Source organism: Streptomyces sp. NPDC085927 (assembly GCF_044540975.1).
Classification (GTDB): domain Bacteria; phylum Actinomycetota; class Actinomycetes; order Streptomycetales; family Streptomycetaceae; genus Streptomyces; species Streptomyces hirsutus.
Map to the genome: position 1 here is coordinate 1 of NZ_JBITSN010000030.1, position 16,735 is coordinate 16,735.

The following is a 16,735-nucleotide window of genomic DNA, read 5'->3' on the forward strand; positions in this document are numbered from 1 at the left end:
CACGGCCCGAACCGCTCCGGCAGGTCCCGCCACTGCACACCGGTCCGCACCCGGTAGAGGACCCCGTTGATCACCCGACGGTGATCGCTCCACCGTCCTCCACGCGCACCACCGGAGGTAAGAACGACTCCAGCCGATCCCACTCCGCATTCGTCAAATCCCCACGTCCCATGGCGCCAGCGTGCCCCCAACACCCCGCTCAGGTCAGGAGATCCGAGAAACAGTGCCTAGGGCGCCTCGCTCAGCAGCAGGCGATGGACCTGAACTCGTCCATCGCGGCAGCGCAGGAACGTATGGGCCGGAGGTGGGCCGATCAGATCAACGAGACCCTCGCTGCTGCGTTGCCTTCATGGCGTACTGGAATCGACGACGCCGTGGAGGCACTAGCGCGGGCAGCCGCACAGCAGGTCCAGGCCCTCCACCGGATCGACCTGTCCTTCGACACCACCGGGCTGAACCGCGTCCTCCAGGACGTTGAAGCTTGGCAGGTCCTGGACGCAGAGCAGCGGATGACAGCGTCGCGCCTCCTGGACGACGCGTACCAGACCGCGGAAGCCAGTTCGGCGGACGAGGTCCCCGACGACCTGGTTGCCAATCTGGCGGAGACGGCTCGGAGCTTCGCTGCATCGCAGGACGGCTTCCTCACGCCGGAACGTCAGCGGCAGTTGCTCGTCTACTTCTGCGGCCTGTTGATGCTCGCAGCCCTGATGCAGGCGTCGTTCACCTCCGAGGCTGCTGACGCAGTGATCGAGAAGACCATGGCCCTGTCTCCCGCTGCCGTCCTGACGATGGCGGTCGCTGGTAAGGCGTGGGACAAGCACGTGCGACGTCCAGAAGACGAGGAAGCATCCTCCGAAGAAGGCGACACGGACACCCAGGACTGACCAGAGGCCGGGTATCGACTCCTGGTCCGGTCCATGTATGCGACATCCCGCAGGTTCGTTCTGGCTGTCATCTCCCGTTGCCGCAGGTCAGCCCGGCAGACGGGAGCGATGGATCCGCATAGATCATGATGGGCCCTCAAGATTCCTGAAGGGCCATCATGATCCCTACATAGACGCACAAGTCGAGGGCGATGAGGTGCCTGGTCAGGCCCCATGCCGGGGAACCGAGGGGGACGGCGAACTCGCGGGATGTTGCACACACCCACTCGGTGTCCGCCTCCAAACGGACCACGTGCAGGCACGCTCAGCACAGCGGGTCGGAGTTCAAGTGGCAGGTGTGCCAGCAGCGCGGGCACCGACCGCGCTGTGGGTGCAGGCTGCGCCACTCGGTACAGCCTTGGCAGAGGTGATGCCGGCCGAGCCAGCCCCACCCCAGACACTCCCGGCACTGCCGGGACTCATGCGCACTGGCCATGGGTCAGTTCGGCGGAAGCGAGCGCGGACTGGCCCTCTGCCGAAGGCCGGGCCGGGCCACCGGCACGCCAAAGAGCCGGGACGGCATCGTCGAGGCGGTTCGCACGCTGCGGGTGGTACGCCGCTCGGCGGTGAAATCCCGAACCCAGGCCGTCAACCAGGCCCGACAGCCGGCGACAACCCCGACCGCCTGCGCTCCGAGGCCGCCTTCGCCCACCTCTGCGGCGCCGCCCCGATTCCTGGTCACCGCGCCGGAAAGCCTGCGGGCCCAGCTGCGCGAGCTGACGGCCGCCGCCCTGGCAAAGGCATGCGCCCGCCTCCGGCCGGGCACCGACCTCACCGACCCCGCCCGGGCGGCCAAGGCTGCCCTGCGCCGTCTAGGCCGCCGGATCCTGGCCCTGAGCGAGGAGATCGACGAGCTGGAGACCGAACCGAAGCCGCTCACCGCCCGGGCCGCCCCCGAGCTGCTGGCCCTCAAAGGCGTCGGAGCGGACGTGGCCGGGCAACTGCTGGCCACCGCACCGGCATCATCCGGGCGCAGGGACCGTCACCGGCTCAACCGCTGCGGCGACCCAACCACGCCCTGCACAGGATCGTCCTCAGCCACATGCGCTGGGACGAGCGAACCCGCGCCTACGTCGAACGACGGACCGGCGAGGGCTTGGCGAAGAAGGACATCATGCGCTGTCTGAAACGCCATGTTGCCCGCGAGGTCTACCGCGTCCTGATGAAGTCAGTCCACACGACGCGCACTGCTGGCAGCCCCACTCAAAGCGACCTCACCGAAGCTGCTTGACATCTATAGGAGTCAGCCGTTCACCTGCGGATGACGCCTCGTGGGCGTGAAAATCGGTACAGGGGCTGTCCGCCGACGCCGATCGATGTTTGGGCTGTGAGCCCGCATAGGAGTCTGGTGAGAGAGCCGTCCGAGGGGCCGCACACTGTCGCCTTGAGCACGCCGATCAGCTTCTCCGTTCCCCTCAAGGTTCCCCGGACAGCCCCGCCGGCACCAGCGCAACAGGGGGCACACCGTGGAGGAGTTGGGAGAAGACCACGACGACGGAACGGTCGCGCGGGTCGCGGCGATCGACATCGCCAAGGCATCCGGAATGGTCTGCCTGCGCGTCCCGCACGACACCATCGAGGGCCGACGTGTCCAGAAGGTCTGGACGGTCGCCTCGACCACCAACGCGATCCTGGAGCTCGGCGACAAGCTGGTCTGCCAGGGCGTCGAGCGAGTGGTGATGGAGGCGACCGGCTCGTACTGGCGCCCGTTCTTCTACATTCTGGAGGCGCGGGGCCTTCAATGCTGGCTGGTCAACGCACGGGACGTGAAGAACGTCCCCGGGCGCCCGAAGACCGACAAGCTGGACGCGGTCTGGCTGGCCAAACTCGCCGAACGCGGCATGGTCCGTGCCTCGTTCGTGCCACCGAAACCCGTCCGGCGGCTCCGGGACTTCACCCGGACCCGCACGGTGTTCGTCCAGGAACGCACCCGGCACAAGCACCGGGTGGACAAGGCCCTGCAGGACGCGCAGATCAAGCTGTCCGGCGTCGTCTCGGACCTGTTCGGCATGTCCGGGCGGGCCATGCTCGACGCGCTGGCCGCCGGAGAACGCAGCCCGCGCATCCTGGCCGACCTCGCCAAGGGCAGCCTGGTCAAGAAGAAGCCCGCCCTCATCGAGGCTCTGACCGGGCAGTTCGAGAACCACCACGCCCGGCTGCTGCGGGTGCTGCTGGGCACCGTTGACCATCTCACCGCCCAGATCGACGAACTCGACCGGCTCATCGTCCAGACCCTGGAAGAGATCACCACCCCGCACGACGGCCCGGAACCCGGCCCTGGGCCGAGCGCCGGTGTGAGTGCGCGGGCCGTGGCAGAGAAACTGGATGCCGTCCCGGGCATCGGGCCGGCCACCGCGCAGATCATCCTCGCCGAGATCGGCACGGACATGAGCCGCTTCCCTACCCCCGAACACCTTGTCTCGTGGGCGAAGCTATGTCCCCGCACGATCCAGTCCGGGGCGAAGAACACCACGGGACCGGCCGGGCGGGGCAACCCCTGGCTCAAGGGTGCCCTCGGCGAAGCGGCCAATGCCGCCGCCCGCACCGACACCTTCCTCGGCGCCCGCTACCGGCGCATCGTCAAACGCCGCGGCCACGCCAAGGCCCTGGTCGCCGTCGCCCGCTCGATACTCGTCATCAGCTGGCATCTGATCAATGATCCGGACGCCGTCTACCAGGAACTCGGCTCCGACTGGCACCAGCGGCATCTCAACCCCGCCCGCAGGACCCGCGACCTCGTCCGCCAGCTCCAGGCCCTCGGCCACCACGTCATCCTCGAACCCGTACCAGCCTGACCGACCCCACCACGACATCCGGTCCGCAAGCGGCCCGGATGCTGCCGCCTGCCCTCCCGACGATCGATTTTCCGATCAGCATCCCCTTGGTGCTGGGTGACCGTTGGACAGCGCGGGCCGGTTGGCCCGGTGGGGTCGTAGGAGTGGGGGTCAGTGGCCAAGGTGCCGCAAGCAGTCCTCGAATGTGGCGTGCGTCGCGTCCGCGGGGCCGGAGTGACGGTTGAACCAGGCGGTGTCGAGACGCGACTCGTGTTGCTGGTGTCCCTGACGGCAGCGCAGCCAGACCTGGTCACGGGTAGAGAGAATGAGCCAGCCCCGGTAGGCCCCGCACTCGGCACAGGCGACGACCTTGCCGTCGAGGACGATCGGCTGTGCCCAGGGCATCATCCGGCCGTCGAGCTGGTCGTGGCTCGGCACGCGCAGCTCCGGAGGCAGGAAGTCGTCTACCAACGGGGTCGGCTCGGCGGGCTGCTGCGCGGTTTGTATTCGCTCGACCTCCGGCGGCACTTGGCCGGCCAGCCGCACATGTGCCTCGTAGTGCCGACGCTGCATCTCGCTGGGCCCCGCTGCGCGACGGCGTATCCGGTGAAACACCCGGGCGTCCTCCCTCGTCTCGTCCTGCACACATGATGATCGTGCCGCAGCTCCCTGACCAGTTTCCATTCAAGAAGTCAACAGTTATTTCCTGCGGCCATCAGATACGGAGTGCTCTCGCGCCGGCTGCTGCATTCGGTTCGTCGACCGCTGCGTTCCGTGTCCCCCAACCATTATTCCGGTGGAGTCGGCGGGTAGATCGGCGGCCCGGCGCAGCCGCCACACGAGCACATCGCTGACCGATCCCGCGCTGTCCAGTTCTCTTCGCGCGGCTGCTTCAGCAAGGAGGACGGCAGGATCGTGACCGGCGCTCTCAGCGTCGGTGAGGGTGGCGGCGAGGGCGTACCAGCCGGGCTCGGTGAGGATCTGCTCGGCCAGTTCCGGCAGGATCTCGCGCAGCATCCCCGTGTGCCGTTGGAGCAAAGGGCGGCCCAGGTGTCGGCCGCGCTGGTGCAGGGCGCCGAGGGGCCGGGCGGCGGCGGCCTGGTAGGCGGCGCGCAGGTGCTCGGCGGCCTGGCGGGCGGCAGTGGCCTGCTGGGCGTGGCCCTTCTTCGCGTGCCAGTGGATGGCGGCGGTGATGAGGAAGAACAACATGTCGATCGCCATGGCGGTCGTCGCACCGTCTTCACCCCGGCCGAGAGCGGGGCCGCTGTAGACGAGGTCGCGGGCGGCCTGCCGCAGTGCCCGGTCGTGTCCGCGCACGGCCCGGACATGGGAACGGGACGCTCGTTCGAATGCGAAGGCTGCGTCACGCAGTTCGCGGCGGGTATGGGCGGCGGAGGTTTTCGCAAGTGCGTCCAGGACCTCGCCCGCGGCGGCTATATACGTGGCGGCGACAGCGTCGTCGCCGTGTTCGACGCCCAGCACTGCCGTCCACGCGGCCGACGTCGCCCGGCGGCGGGCGGCTGCCGGGCCGCCCGGTGCCGGGCGCGCGGTCGGCACCGCTGGAACAGGGGCCTGATCGTCGGTGGCCCAGCGTTCCCGGATCCGGGGGAGAGACAGATCCGGCGCGAGACGCGCGCCAGGGTAGAAGACGGGCTCGTCGTCCTTGTTGCGATCGTCGGGCAGGGCGACCTTGTAGCCGAGCAGGTCGCCGGAGGGGGCGACGCGCTTACGGATCAGAAGGCCCGCAGCGGCCAGCCGGTCGAAAAACTCGGTCTCGCTCATCGCGCCGGCCACCGCACGGCGTACAGTCTCGCGCAACTCCTCCCGCGCGGTGCGCTCGCGGCCCTGACGCACGGCCTTGTGGCGCTCGGCGCTGGTGGGCCGCTTGGCGGCGGTGCCGTCCCCTTTGTTGAGACGGCGCAGACCCAGCTCGGCCTCAAGGATGCGGGCCTGGGCCTGGACGCGGGCGGCATCGTTGTTGAGGTCGGGCTTGTAGCCGTCCTCGCGGACGAGCGTGGCCACGATATGGACGTGGTCGTCGGCGTGCCGTACAGCCACCCAGCGACATCCCGGACCCTGTTCGGGGTCATCGATACCGGCGGCGGCGACCATGCGGCGGGCGATGTCCCTCCACTCCTCGTCCGTCAGGATGCGGTCCTCGACGGCGTTGCGGACGGACAGATGCCAGACGTGCTTCTTCGGCCGCTCGGAGGCGTCGATGTTCTCCAAGGGCTGGTCGAGAAGTTGCTGGAGTTGCTTGAGGGTGACGCTCTCATCACGGCCGGGATCGGGAGCGTTACTGTCCCAGGATGCGACCAGATGCGGGTCGGTGTGCTCCTCGTGCTTGCCCGGACCGTACAGGTAGTACAGGAGGCCGAGGGTGCGCTGCCCGCGCTTCTGGATCTTGGGGATCATGCCGGTCTGGGTCCTAGTCCTGCTGCAGGAGCTGGTCGGTCGCGTGCTGGACGCGCTGGACTGCCCGCTCGGTGGCGGCGATGACGACGTCGAGTTCGGGAGGGTGGGCTCCGGCGTTGATCGCGCGGGTGATCTGGTTGAGGTTGTTGCCCACCTGACCGAGGTGCCGGCGGGCGGCGAAAAACTCGGCGATTACCTCTCGTTCGGAGGCGACCGCGCTCGCGGTCCGGTCGAGGTCGCGTGCGGCGCTGAGCGCGGCACGGGCGAGGAAGCCGGCGAGGGTGAGGCCGGCGGCTTTAGCGCCGGCGGTCACGCGGGCGAGTTCGGCGTCGCTGAAGCGCGTGTTGCGGACATGGGGACGTTGGCGGCGCTGGTACTTGCGGCGTCGCGTACGGGACGGCGCGGCATGGTCATGGCCTCCGTCTTCTCCTTGTGGCTGCGATCCGCCCTCGGTCGCAGCCTCCTCGTCAGGCGTCCCCCGGCGCCGGACGAGCCCCCGCCCCGAAGGGGCGGAGGAACCCTTGGATACTCCGCTCAAGGCGGAGTATCCAAGGGGATAACTTGCTCTCCGCGAGAGCGAGTTGGAGCGGGAGGCGGGTTCCGGAGTGGTGCCGTTTACATGCGGGGTCGCCATTAGGTATCGGGCCTCGTTGAGCGGATGCGGAGCTGGATGGCGGCGGCCAGGCCGACGACGTCGGCCGGTCCTGCGAGGACGCGTACGGGCCCGTCGGCCTTTTTCTGAATGAGCCACTGGCCGGTCGGGGCGAGAACTACGGCGTGCAGAAGCCGCCGTTGGACCATGACACTTGCCCATGCTTCAGCCTCGGCGGTCGTTGGCGTGGACGAACGGGCGGGAAAGGGTGCCTCCTGGACGGAACGGTGACCCGGCACGGACCGGACCACCCACACCTTCGTTGACGCGGTGTTTTTCGTGCTGGACTTCGCCGCCGGCCTTCCGGCATGCCGCTTGTGCTCCTCACGAAGGGCCATGCACCGCGGACAGGTTTTCATCGGGCAGTGCTCCTTGTCTTCGTGTTGGCGTCGTCGCTCCGCAGTTGCTGGAGGACGAGACTCAGTCGGTCGTTCCGGCCGCCCTTGAGGCCCTCGCGCCGTAGGATCTCCCGCAGCTGGACTCGTGTGACGGCCTCGTTGCCGTCCCGTGCGAGCAGGGCGGGGACGTGGGGGCGGACCTGCTCGACGAGGTGCCCCACCGACTGCTCCGGCTCGCGCGGCGGACGCTGCGTTTGTGGGCTGCGGGACCGACCCAGCTTGGCCCCCTTGCTCTGGGGCTTCGTGGTCGGCTTCCGCGGGAGGGGCACACTGTGTCCCCGGTCCCTGGTGGGTTCGGTCCGTGACTCAACGTCGCTTGACCCCTGATGCAGGTCAGGGCTCTGAGTAGGCACTTGGGGTGCCGTCAGGTCGGTCCCCGCGTCGCGGTCCCCGGTCCCCGGTTCGGTCCCCGCGTCGCGGTCCCCGATTCCAGGGGCCGGTCCCCTTTCTGTGTGCGGTCCCCGGTCCTCGATCGGTTCAGCGTCAAGGCGGGGACCACTGATGGGGACCGTGGTGTTCTGGGCAGCCGGCGCGGGGACCGTGGCGGCCGTTGGTGTGTCGTGGTGTGGGGACCAAGGGGATGGCAGGGGGACTGTGGCGAGCGCGAGTGCGTGCCGACGGGCGGCGAGCTGGTCGAGCAGCTCGCCGCGCTGAGCAGGGTCCGTTCCGACCGAGGCCCTGCCGATCGACTTCGACAGCCGCCGCGTGAGTCGCCGGCCACGCCAGCTCTGCCGCTGCTCGGGGGTGCGCTCGGCGAGGCGGGCGGCGAGGGAGACGGCACGGGTAGTGGCGCGGTCGCGGGTGATCTGCGCGGCGTCGCGGTCCCGTGCGGCGACACCGAGGCGAGACAGCAGCCGCTCGCGCGCCTCACGCCCGAGGGCGGCGATCAGGCCGTGGGAGGCGGCGCCGGGGGTGTGCAAGCGCAGTTCGATGCCCATGGCGAGGTGCCACAGCATGGCCGCCATGACTGGCCCGACGAAGGCGCGGACGGTGCCGCCGACGGGGCCGCTCTCGGCGTAGGCGGGGATCACCTGCACTCCGGTGATGACCCACACTAGGGTGCCCGGCAATCCGGGTGCCCCCTGGGAGGCCAAGTTCTGCCGGGCCATCAGCGCTGTTGCGAAGAGGGCGAGTTCGGCGGCAGCGAACATGCCGACGCGCTCGGCGGTGCCCGCCATGTCGAGGTAGTCGGCGGCGAACCGCCAGCTTGTGTCCGCGCTGTAGGCGGTGCAGCCGAGAGCGGCGAGCGCGGCAACTTTGACCGCCGGACTGCCGAGACGTTTCTGCGGACGCACGTCCCGGTGTCGGATCACCCAAGCGGTCAGGGCCAGCGCCAGGGCGGCGGTGGGGACACCGATGGCGAGTAGGAGGGGCAGGCCCGGGACGGCACCAAGGGACAGAACGGGGGAGTGGGTCATGCTGCCTTTCCGTGAGAGGCGTGCGCCGAGGTGGGTTGGGTGGACGCGGGTCGGCTGGTCGCCGGGACAGTCTGCGGTCCCTGCTTCTTGCTCTTGCGCTTCGGTACGCCGAGGGTCCGGTCGCGGTCGAAGACCTTGTTGGCGGCCTGCCGCAGCAGGTCACGGGCATGTTGATGGCTGATCTGCAGGGCGGTGGCCAGCCGGTCGGGGCGCCAACCCCGGACGTAGGCGTGGTCGATGACGACCTGGCGCTCGGTGCCGGTCAGGTGCACGTCGCGTCCGTTGAAGAAGGCGATCACGCGGCTGTAGTCGAGACGCTGGGACAGCCTGTCGTGCCAGGGGCGCCGCTCCGCCTCGGTCAGCCCACCCCAGACCCCTTCCTTAAGGACGTTCTCCAGGGCGTAGTTGAGGCAGTCGCGGCGGACCGGACATAGCCCGCACAGTTCCTTCGCCTCGGCGATGGCCTCGTAGTCCCGGGGGAGTGGGAAGAAGGCGGCGTCGGCGTCCTCAGGGTTCATTCCGTGGCACACGCCGCGGGGCTGCCAGCTGGTGTCGCCGATGCTGCGCAGGCCGGTGGCCGGCACGTTGTGGGTGGTGATGCGGCGCAAGGTGGTCTCCGATGTGCTGCCGCGTCGGCCGGTCGTTGCCGGCGGTGGACGGACGCGGCGTCGAGGGCCGGCTGCGGTGAGGATGGGCGCCGCAGCCGGACCGGGACGGTGGCGTTGTCGCGATGCACCGGACGGGGTGCACCGCGGGGTGAGGCGGTCAGGCCATCGTGGGCTGTGGGGGTTCCTGTGCCTGCTGAGCGGTGGCGAGGTCGATGCGGCCGGGGTGCGGGGTGGCACGCGGTGTATTGCTGCGTGCATCGCCGTCGAGGCCGATGCGCCGGCGGCGGCACGGCTCGCCGACGGGGGCCTGGCACCACTGGCAGGGGACCGAGAGCGCGTCGGGTCGGCCTTGGGCGATGGCCGCCTCGCGTGCCGCGCGGGCGGGCCGGTAGGGCGCGAGGGAGGCTCGGGCCTCGGGCGGGATGCAGGAGCCGACCTTCCGCAGCCGCGCCTCCAGCTTCGGGTCGATTCGACGGCTGGTGAGCTGCCGCTGCTGCACGGGCTGGGCGATGCCGACGGCGACTGCGCGCCGAGTGCCGACCAGCTCGGCGGTCCAGGCCGCCTGGTCATCGGGGTCGGCGGACGGGGTGGGGTCGGTATGCCGGCCCAGACGGTCGCGCCGATAGCTCTCCCAAGGGCGGGCGATGTCCGCGGGCAGGATCTGGTACGGCGAGACCCGGATGTGTTGGCGGGCTGCGATGCGGGCGTTCCAGCCGTGTTGCGTGGTCAGGGGGATGTCGCCGAGCAGCTCGTGCCACTGGGCGAGCTGGTCGCGGGCCTCTCCCTGGTCGGTGCGGATGGTGCGGGGGTCGAGTCGGCCGATGTAGGCCAGCAGGGCGGCGATTTCGCGGCGGTCCATGGCTACTCCGTTCCGGTCGGCTCGTCGAGGGCGGCGAGGAGGGCGGCGGTGTGGGCCTCGGCGCGGGTCATGCCGCTTGCTGGGGCGGCGCCGCTGCCGGGCGGGGCGTAGGAGTTCGGGCGGTTCTGGGCGTGCTCCCGGGCGATCCAGGAGCGCCAGTCGGCGGCCCAGGCGCCTGCCGATCGGGGCTTCCAGTCGGCCCGGTGCACGCGCCACTTCGCGTCAGCGGCGGCGAGGCCCTCCTCGCCGAGGCGGTCGAGGTGGCCTTGCTGCTGGGCCCAGGTTTGGGTGGCTGGGTCGACCTGCCACTCGCTGGCCGGGGTGACGGCAGCACCACTACTGCTGCCTTTACGGTTCACCTTCGGTTCTCTACGGTTCTGGGGGTTGGATTCCGTACCTTGCGGGGTGCGGATTCCGGCATGTCGGGGGGTCGGATTCCGTCGTGAAGGGCCGGATTCCGCACCGGTCGGATTCCGGCGGGAGGGGTCGGATTCCGCGCCCTCCTTGGTCCAGATCCCGTGCCGCCGGAGCCGCTTTTCGTCCAGCTCGGGCACCGGGTCGGACTCGGCCGGCGGCTCGACGTACGAGCCCGGGTCCTTTTGCATGGCTGCCGCGACCTTGGCCAGCCAGGAGGCGGCGCTCGGCAGACGGTAGACCGTGGTGCGCTGCGGGCCCTGCAGATGGTTCAGCACCTTCAGCTCACCGCTTTTGGCGAGTGCCGTGAGCGCGTCGCGTACTGCGGTCCTACTCGCGTTCGTACGCTCGACCAGACTGGAGAGTGAGGCCCAGGCGACGCACTGCTCGTCCGGTACCCGGTCGGCGATCGACAGCAGGACCAGCCGCGCGGTCCCGCGGCTGGAGCTGTGCTCCCACACCCACTCGCGAGCGTCGACGCTCATCGGCCGCTCCCGACCGTCGGGTGGGAGTGCCGCGCTAGTCCTGCGGCCGGAACGTATTCCCAGCGGCGGGTGGACGCGGGGAAGTGGAAGGCTGCCGCGCAGACCAGGCCGTCGGGCCTTTTGCGCAGGGCAGAGCGCATGTAACACTCTCCTCTGGTGTTGCCACGCTGAGACGCCCCTGGAAGGGATCAGCGTGGTGATGGTGGCGATCTCCGCCCTTGCCGGGGCGGTGTGTGCCTTTGAAGCGTTCGGCGTTCGGGAGTTCGTACCTCTCGGGCGCCGTCGCTGTATGAGGGTCCTAGATGGTCCGGAGTGTGTGCGTGCCGCTGCTCCTCATGTTCCTCGTTCCGGGCGGGCCGCCCAGGGACGATGAACATACGCACCGCCCCACGTCAAGATCCAGACTTGGTTCTTAAACTCTCTACAACTCTCTACTTCGTGTGGACTTGCCTGTTGATGGGCCTGCGTGCACTCAGCGTCCTGCCTCTCGGTTGAGGTCGCCCCCGATGAGGGCTGTTTACACCTGTTGACAGTCAGCAAGATCGTAGGTCGTGGACGATGCCATCTGTCAACAGGTGTGGATGAGTTCGTTGGCTCTGCGGCTGCGGTGTGCGCGTGAGTTGACAAGTCTGGTTTGATGGGTCCTGCGCGTGGTGGACGGAGGTCGAGTGGTGGGTGACGAGGTCAGCGAGGAGGGGCGAACCCTCGCGGAGAAGGTCGACCGGCTGTTTCGGGTGATCCACCCCGAGGGGCGGGGACCTTATTCGCTGCGCGAAGTGGCCCGAGGTGTGGCGGAAATGGGCGGCCCCAGCATGTCGGCGAGCTTCCTTCACCAACTGCGCACGGGACAGCGGGATAACCCGGGCATTAAGTATCTAAAGGCGATTGCGCTTTTTTTTGGCGTGTCACCGGCGTACTTTTTTGATGACGACGAGGGGGCGCGCGCTCGGGCGGAAGTAACCCTGCTCGAGTCGATGCGTGACAATCAGGTCCGTTCCGTGGCTTTGCGTGCTTCCGGTCTTTCTTCCGAGACCCTCCGCACCGTGCAGGCGTTCATCGAGCGAGCTCGGGAGCTCGAGGGCCTCAATGAGGGCGGTCAACCGGAACAGGGTGTATGACTCTCGTCACTTCCTGCGGAGGATGGGCCCCGTAAAAATCCGGACACTTCTGTCTGGTCATCCTGAAAGCGGCGGGGCCGTCGAGGGTGCTCTACATGTAGATCTGGATCATCATCCCCAGGTCACATAAAGTGACCGGTGGTGCGCCATCAGTGCGCCTGCAGCAAACAGAAATGAAAGACCAGGGAGAGGATCGTTGCGCTCACAGCGACGACTCCGGATACCGTCCTTCCGGCAACGCCGGAAACTGATGAACCCGGATCCATTGTCAGAGATCGAGATTCCTTCCCCCTTCGATCTGCAGAAGTTCTGCGCCGCCGTAGCAGAGCGCCGAGGTCGCCCTCTGCTCGTCGAGGAAGTCGAAGGAGTGGGCGGCGTGGACGACGAGTTGTGCGGTTTATGGGTGGAACTCGATACCGCCGACTGCATTTTTTTCGAGGCGTCGACCTCGCCGTTGCACCGAGACCACATCGTCCTGCACGAGATCAGTCACATGCTCCTCGGGCACAGTTCCTCGAACGATGCGAGTGCGGGCGCTAACCTGGGCGAACTGTTCACCACCATCGACCTTCGCACTGTCCGCAGCGTGCTGGGGCGGGCAAACTTCAGCAGTCCTCAAGAGCGCGAGGCCGAGCAACTCGCCACTCGAATAGCAAAAGTAGCAAAACTGACACCCCTTCCGAAAACTCGTGATCCCGAACTCGAACGTCTCGCGGCGGCGTTGCGCGGTGACGGCAGATGATGAGCCTCTTCACCTTTGTGGTCACCTCGCTCCTGTGGGTTACCGTTGCATGGCGTGCCGCCAAGGTCTGGCAGAAGGGGCAGGACCGGTCTCTTTGGTGGGCGTTCTTCGGGCTGGCCGTCATGATGACGTTGCGCATGCCGCCCGGTAGAGCGCTCGACCAATGGACAGGCGTTACCGATCTCTCTTACTTGCTGAAGCATCTCATCGGAGGGGTGCTCGCATCGGCTGCTCTGCTGGCCTTCCTGCGTAAGGTTTCCGGGGCTTCGGATGGGCCGCGAACCAAACGACGGCGCATCATGTTCGCCTGTACGACGGCGCTCGCCATGGCGATCTTGTTCTTCGCGAAACTCCAGCCGTACGAGACGCTGTCGATATTCGCGGACCCCGTGGCCCGTTACGTGTTCCTCGCCTACACGCTCCTCTTCCTTGGCTACCTCACCGCCTCGCTGCTGGGAGGCATGAGGGTCTGCTGGCGCTGGGGAAACAACTCAAGCGGCCCAGCGCTCAGCTGGGGGCTTCGAATCATCGGGGTGGGCCTGGCCGCCGGTGTCCTGTATGCCGTCGTCAGAGCGGCAACCGTCACCACACGTATCCACGGTGACGGTCTCTTCCCCGGCGCCGTGGACGACTACATCAGCACCGCCCTGCTGATGGCGGCCCTCGTCCTCATCGTCGCAGGAAGCAGTCTGCCCATGCTCAGCCTGCTCCGCAGCTGGCGGGCCAATCGGTACGCGCTACTGCGCCTGCGCCCCCTGTGGCGAGACCTCACACAGGTCACCCCCTCCGTGCGCCTTCACGCTTCACGCGGCGCGGTGACGGAATACCTCAACCCGCTCAATGTGCACGACCGTTTGTACCGTCGAGGCGTCGAGATCCGTGATGCCGCACTGGCCCTCAACAACTACGCGTCGTCCCCCCTCCGGAAGCGGGCCCAGCAGCACGCCGAAGCCTGCGGCCTCTTCGGCACGCAAGCCGCAATCGCCGCCGAAGCCAGCTGGCTCGCCGCCGCACGGCGCGCCAAGATCCAGGGTGCAGCCCCCAGTTCCAGCACCGAGAACCGTCCGGCGGGCGGCGGGCGGGACCTGCGCAGTGAGATCTCCGCGCTCACCCAGCTGTCCGACGCCTACCACTCCGACCTCGTCCGAGACTTCATGGACTCTGAAGACCGCCTGATGGAGCCACTGGCATGAGCACCTTCGTCGCACCCCCCACCCCCACCTACTCCGAAGCGCCCCCGCGTGTGAAAGCGGCGAAGCTCCTCACCGACGTCTTCGCGCCGGCCAACCTGGTCATCGCGCTGCTCCTGCTCATCGGCTGGCACAGCACAAGCAGTTTCAGCGGAGTCGGATGGGGCCTGTTCGCGGCCTTGTTCTGCGGCATCGTCCCCATGGGGATCATCCACTTCGGTGTCCGTCGCGGGAAGCTCACCGACAAGCACGTCCGCGTACGCAAGCAGCGCATCGCCCCCCTCACGGCCACCTTGGCCTCCGTGGTGACCGGCATCGTTCTCCTGAACGTACTGGGCGCGCCGCAGGAGGTCTTCGCGCTCGTCATCGCCATGCTCGTCGGCCTGGCCACCGCGCTGACGGTGACGGTGTGGTGGCAGATATCCGTGCACAACGCCGTTGCCGGCGGCACTGTAATGATCCTCGTCCTGGTCTTCGGTCAGGCGCTGGTCCTTCCTGCAGTCCTTTTCGTCGTGACCATGGGGTGGTCCCGCCGCGTCCTGAAGGCGCACACCCTGGCTCAGCTCGTCTGCGGCACCGCGTTGGGCTCTACCGCTGCCCTGGCGTTCACGCTTCTGCGGTAGCAATCCCGGTGCTCATGGATGTCGCGGCCCATGCCGTGGGAGCTCAGTGACGAGCTCTCGTCGGTGATCGAGCCGCTGTTGCTGAGGCCGCGAGGGCGAGCAGGTCGTGGTGGAGCAGGCTGGTTCAGCCCGACCCGACGGTGTGGGTCCAGGTGGGATCTGTCGTTCGCTGCCTAGGCCGTGTTTTGAAAGTCGGCTCTGTTCCCCGTCCCGCATCGCGATGATCTAGGTGCGGGGCGAGGGGATCTTTCTGACGAGCAGTGGGCTGTGTTGGAGCCGCTGTTGCCGGTCGCGGTGGTGGGGCGGCCGTCGTTGGGCCGGCGGAAGTTGATCGACGGGATCCGGTGGCGGGTGCGGACCGGTGCTCCGTGGAGGGATTTGCCGTTGCAGTACGGGCCGTGGCAGACGGTCTATGGGCTCTTCCGCCGCTGGCAGCGTGACGGTACCTGGCCCGAACTGCTGACCCGGCTGCAAGTCCGTGCGGACGCGGCCGGGCTCATCATCTGGGAGATCAACATCGACTCCACGATCTGCCGGGCCCATCAGCACGCGGCAGGCGCCCGCCGGGACGGAAGGGCTCAGAAGGAACCGCCGGGCGGCACCCGCACGGAGCCAGACGACCACGGCCTGGGCCGGTCACGGGGAGGCTTCACCACCAAAATCCACCTGGCGTGTGAGCAGGGCCAGCGGCCACTGTCCTTGCTGGTCACCGCAGGTCAGCGTGGTGACAGCCCTCAATTCGCCGCCGTTTTGGATGGCATCAGGGTGCCTCGCATCGGACTTGGCCGTCCACGTGTCCGGCCGCTGCGGGTGCGGGGCGACAAGGCGTACTCCTCACGCGCCAACCGGGCCTACCTGCGAAAGCGCGGAATCCGCTGCACGATCCCGGAGCGTGCCGACCAGGCCGGCCACCGCAAACGCCGGGGAACGGCTGGCGGGCGGCCTCCGGCCTTCGACCGCGAGGACTACAAGGCCCGGCACGCGGTTGAGTGCGGCATCAACCGGCTGAAACGGAACCGGGCGGTGGCGACCCGGTTCGACAAACTTGCGGTCCGCTTCGAGGCAAGCATCCTCATCGCAGCTATCAACGAATGGCTCTGACCTGGCGTAAGTGCCATCCCCGGGTGGCTCTGCCCGCGAGTGCCAGCAGCGATCGTTCTGCTCGTTGGGAGGCACTCATTCGGCCTGGGTTCGATGGTCACGATGACGGGCAGCACCTCGCTCGGCAACTGATAGGCCGGGCGAGGTGAGCCTGTTGGTGCGACGGACCGACTGCTTTCCGGGCTGGTCCCCTTGTGACAGCCCGGCGCCCAGTCAGCTGAGCCGGGTTGTGGCATACGCCTCGATGGCGTCGCGCTGGTACGCGGCCAGGCCCGGTGCGATTGCCTCGTACGCGGAGCGCCAGGCGCTGTTGTCCACGCAGGAGCGCCCGACGGCGCGGTATTCCTCGGCCGACACGGGCCGCAGTTCGGTCATGGCCTGGTACTGGGCGTCGATCTGGGCCTGCACGGGCGCGGCGTCGGCCGGGTGGCCGGCGGCCATCAGGTCGGCCAGCAGGATCATCTGTGTCGTTCGCTCGCGCTGCCCGGCCTCGATATCCTGCGGGGTCATCACGGCGACCCTTCGGGCAACTTCCTCGGCGTGCCCGGGGAAGTCGCGCAGGCTCTCCTGGTACTGGGAGGGCTGGATGCCCTCGAACAGGTTCTCCGGTCGGTTGATAGTCATGGGGTTGCCGTCCTTTCTGGACTGTTCCAGTTCAGCGATCGTGCGGGAGACGGTGCCTGCCAGGGCGTCGAGCCGGTCCCGCTCAGCAAGCAGCCGCAGGTGGTGGCCGCGCAGGGCGTCCACCTCGTCGATCTGCTCAGCCAGGATCCGGCCGACCTCGGGAAGTCCTACGCCCAGCGCCCGGAGCAGGAGAATCTGCTGCAGCCGCAGCAACTGATGCTCCTCGTAGTAGCGGTGGCCGTTGGCACCGATCCGGGCGGGTGGCAGCAGGCCGACCTCGTCGTAGTGCCGCAGGGTCCGGGCGGTCACGCCCGACATCCGAGCGACCTCCGCGATAGGCCAGTCCATCGCTGTCTCCCTCACGATCGCGTCATCGGGCCGGTTCTCCGGC

General features: G+C 68.2%; 16 protein-coding genes and 1 pseudogene. 8 read left to right on the forward strand and 9 right to left on the reverse strand.

Features of this window, described 5'->3' with window-relative positions:
* A pseudogene (locus ACIF80_RS36610) lies at positions 1 to 172 on the reverse strand (transposase); the annotation flags it as partial.
* 82 nt (positions 173 to 254) lie between these two features.
* Here ACIF80_RS36610 and ACIF80_RS36615 point away from each other — a divergent pair.
* The 3 genes from ACIF80_RS36615 (at position 255) to ACIF80_RS36625 (ending at position 3,718) form a co-directional block, all read left to right on the forward strand.
* Positions 255 to 884: a hypothetical protein gene (locus ACIF80_RS36615; protein WP_399813134.1), complete on the forward strand. Its 630-nt coding sequence runs from the start codon at positions 255 to 257 to the stop codon at positions 882 to 884.
* 1,081 nt (positions 885 to 1,965) lie between these two features.
* Entirely contained in the window at positions 1,966 to 2,154 is a 189-nt protein-coding gene (locus ACIF80_RS36620; RefSeq protein ID WP_399813136.1) for a hypothetical protein, read from the forward strand.
* 235 nt (positions 2,155 to 2,389) lie between these two features.
* Positions 2,390 to 3,718: an IS110 family transposase gene (locus ACIF80_RS36625; RefSeq protein ID WP_399813139.1), complete on the forward strand. Its 1,329-nt coding sequence runs from the start codon at positions 2,390 to 2,392 to the stop codon at positions 3,716 to 3,718.
* Between the two features lie 150 nt (positions 3,719 to 3,868).
* On the opposite strand, the gene ACIF80_RS36630 is transcribed toward ACIF80_RS36625, so the two are convergent.
* The 7 genes from ACIF80_RS36630 to ACIF80_RS36660 all read right to left on the reverse strand — a co-directional run bounded on the left by ACIF80_RS36630 (position 3,869) and on the right by ACIF80_RS36660 (position 10,946).
* Positions 3,869 to 4,312 (reverse strand): hypothetical protein, encoded by a 444-nt coding sequence (locus ACIF80_RS36630; RefSeq protein WP_399813192.1) that lies wholly within the window; start codon positions 4,310 to 4,312, stop codon positions 3,869 to 3,871.
* Positions 4,313 to 4,396: 84 nt separating this feature from the next.
* Positions 4,397 to 6,112: a relaxase/mobilization nuclease domain-containing protein gene (locus ACIF80_RS36635; RefSeq protein WP_399813141.1), complete on the reverse strand. Its 1,716-nt coding sequence runs from the start codon at positions 6,110 to 6,112 to the stop codon at positions 4,397 to 4,399.
* A gap of 13 nt (positions 6,113 to 6,125) precedes the next feature.
* Positions 6,126 to 6,926 carry a plasmid mobilization protein gene (locus ACIF80_RS36640; RefSeq protein ID WP_399813143.1) on the reverse strand — a complete coding sequence of 267 codons (801 nt, stop codon included), beginning with the start codon at positions 6,924 to 6,926 and terminating at the stop codon, positions 6,126 to 6,128.
* Between the two features lie 193 nt (positions 6,927 to 7,119).
* A complete protein-coding gene (locus tag ACIF80_RS36645) occupies positions 7,120 to 8,580 on the reverse strand; it encodes a hypothetical protein (RefSeq protein ID WP_399813145.1) in 1,461 nt (486 codons plus the stop codon).
* On the reverse strand, positions 8,577 to 9,188 hold the full coding sequence (locus ACIF80_RS36650; RefSeq protein ID WP_399813149.1) for a WhiB family transcriptional regulator: 612 nt from the start codon (positions 9,186 to 9,188) through the stop codon (positions 8,577 to 8,579). The genes ACIF80_RS36645 and ACIF80_RS36650 overlap by 4 nt, the downstream gene beginning before the upstream one ends.
* 157 nt (positions 9,189 to 9,345) lie before the next feature.
* Positions 9,346 to 10,047, reverse strand: coding sequence for a hypothetical protein (locus ACIF80_RS36655; protein ID WP_399813151.1), 702 nt, complete (start codon positions 10,045 to 10,047; stop codon positions 9,346 to 9,348).
* Between the two features lie 2 nt (positions 10,048 to 10,049).
* The gene (locus ACIF80_RS36660) at positions 10,050 to 10,946 is read right to left on the reverse strand and encodes a helix-turn-helix domain-containing protein (protein ID WP_399813153.1); all 897 of its coding nucleotides are present in this window, start codon (positions 10,944 to 10,946) and stop codon (positions 10,050 to 10,052) included.
* 671 nt (positions 10,947 to 11,617) lie between these two features.
* On the opposite strand from ACIF80_RS36660, the gene ACIF80_RS36665 reads away from it, so the two are divergent.
* The 5 genes from ACIF80_RS36665 to ACIF80_RS36685 all read left to right on the forward strand — a co-directional run bounded on the left by ACIF80_RS36665 (position 11,618) and on the right by ACIF80_RS36685 (position 15,720).
* Entirely contained in the window at positions 11,618 to 12,064 is a 447-nt protein-coding gene (locus tag ACIF80_RS36665) for an XRE family transcriptional regulator (RefSeq protein ID WP_399813156.1), read from the forward strand.
* A 265-nt stretch (positions 12,065 to 12,329) separates the two neighbouring features.
* Positions 12,330 to 12,806, forward strand: a complete 477-nt coding sequence (locus ACIF80_RS36670) for a hypothetical protein (protein WP_399813159.1) — start codon at positions 12,330 to 12,332, stop codon at positions 12,804 to 12,806.
* On the forward strand, positions 12,803 to 13,999 hold the full coding sequence (locus ACIF80_RS36675) for an MAB_1171c family putative transporter (RefSeq protein WP_399813162.1): 1,197 nt from the start codon (positions 12,803 to 12,805) through the stop codon (positions 13,997 to 13,999). Before ACIF80_RS36670 ends, ACIF80_RS36675 begins: the two co-directional genes overlap by 4 nt.
* A complete protein-coding gene (locus ACIF80_RS36680) occupies positions 13,996 to 14,619 on the forward strand; it encodes a hypothetical protein (protein WP_399813165.1) in 624 nt (207 codons plus the stop codon). The genes ACIF80_RS36675 and ACIF80_RS36680 overlap by 4 nt, the downstream gene beginning before the upstream one ends.
* 198 nt (positions 14,620 to 14,817) lie before the next feature.
* Positions 14,818 to 15,720 (forward strand): IS5 family transposase, encoded by a 903-nt coding sequence (locus ACIF80_RS36685; protein ID WP_399813195.1) that lies wholly within the window; start codon positions 14,818 to 14,820, stop codon positions 15,718 to 15,720.
* A 213-nt stretch (positions 15,721 to 15,933) separates the two neighbouring features.
* On the opposite strand, the gene ACIF80_RS36690 is transcribed toward ACIF80_RS36685, so the two are convergent.
* On the reverse strand, positions 15,934 to 16,692 hold the full coding sequence (locus ACIF80_RS36690) for a MerR family transcriptional regulator (protein ID WP_399813167.1): 759 nt from the start codon (positions 16,690 to 16,692) through the stop codon (positions 15,934 to 15,936).
* Positions 16,693 to 16,735 lie beyond the last annotated feature (43 nt).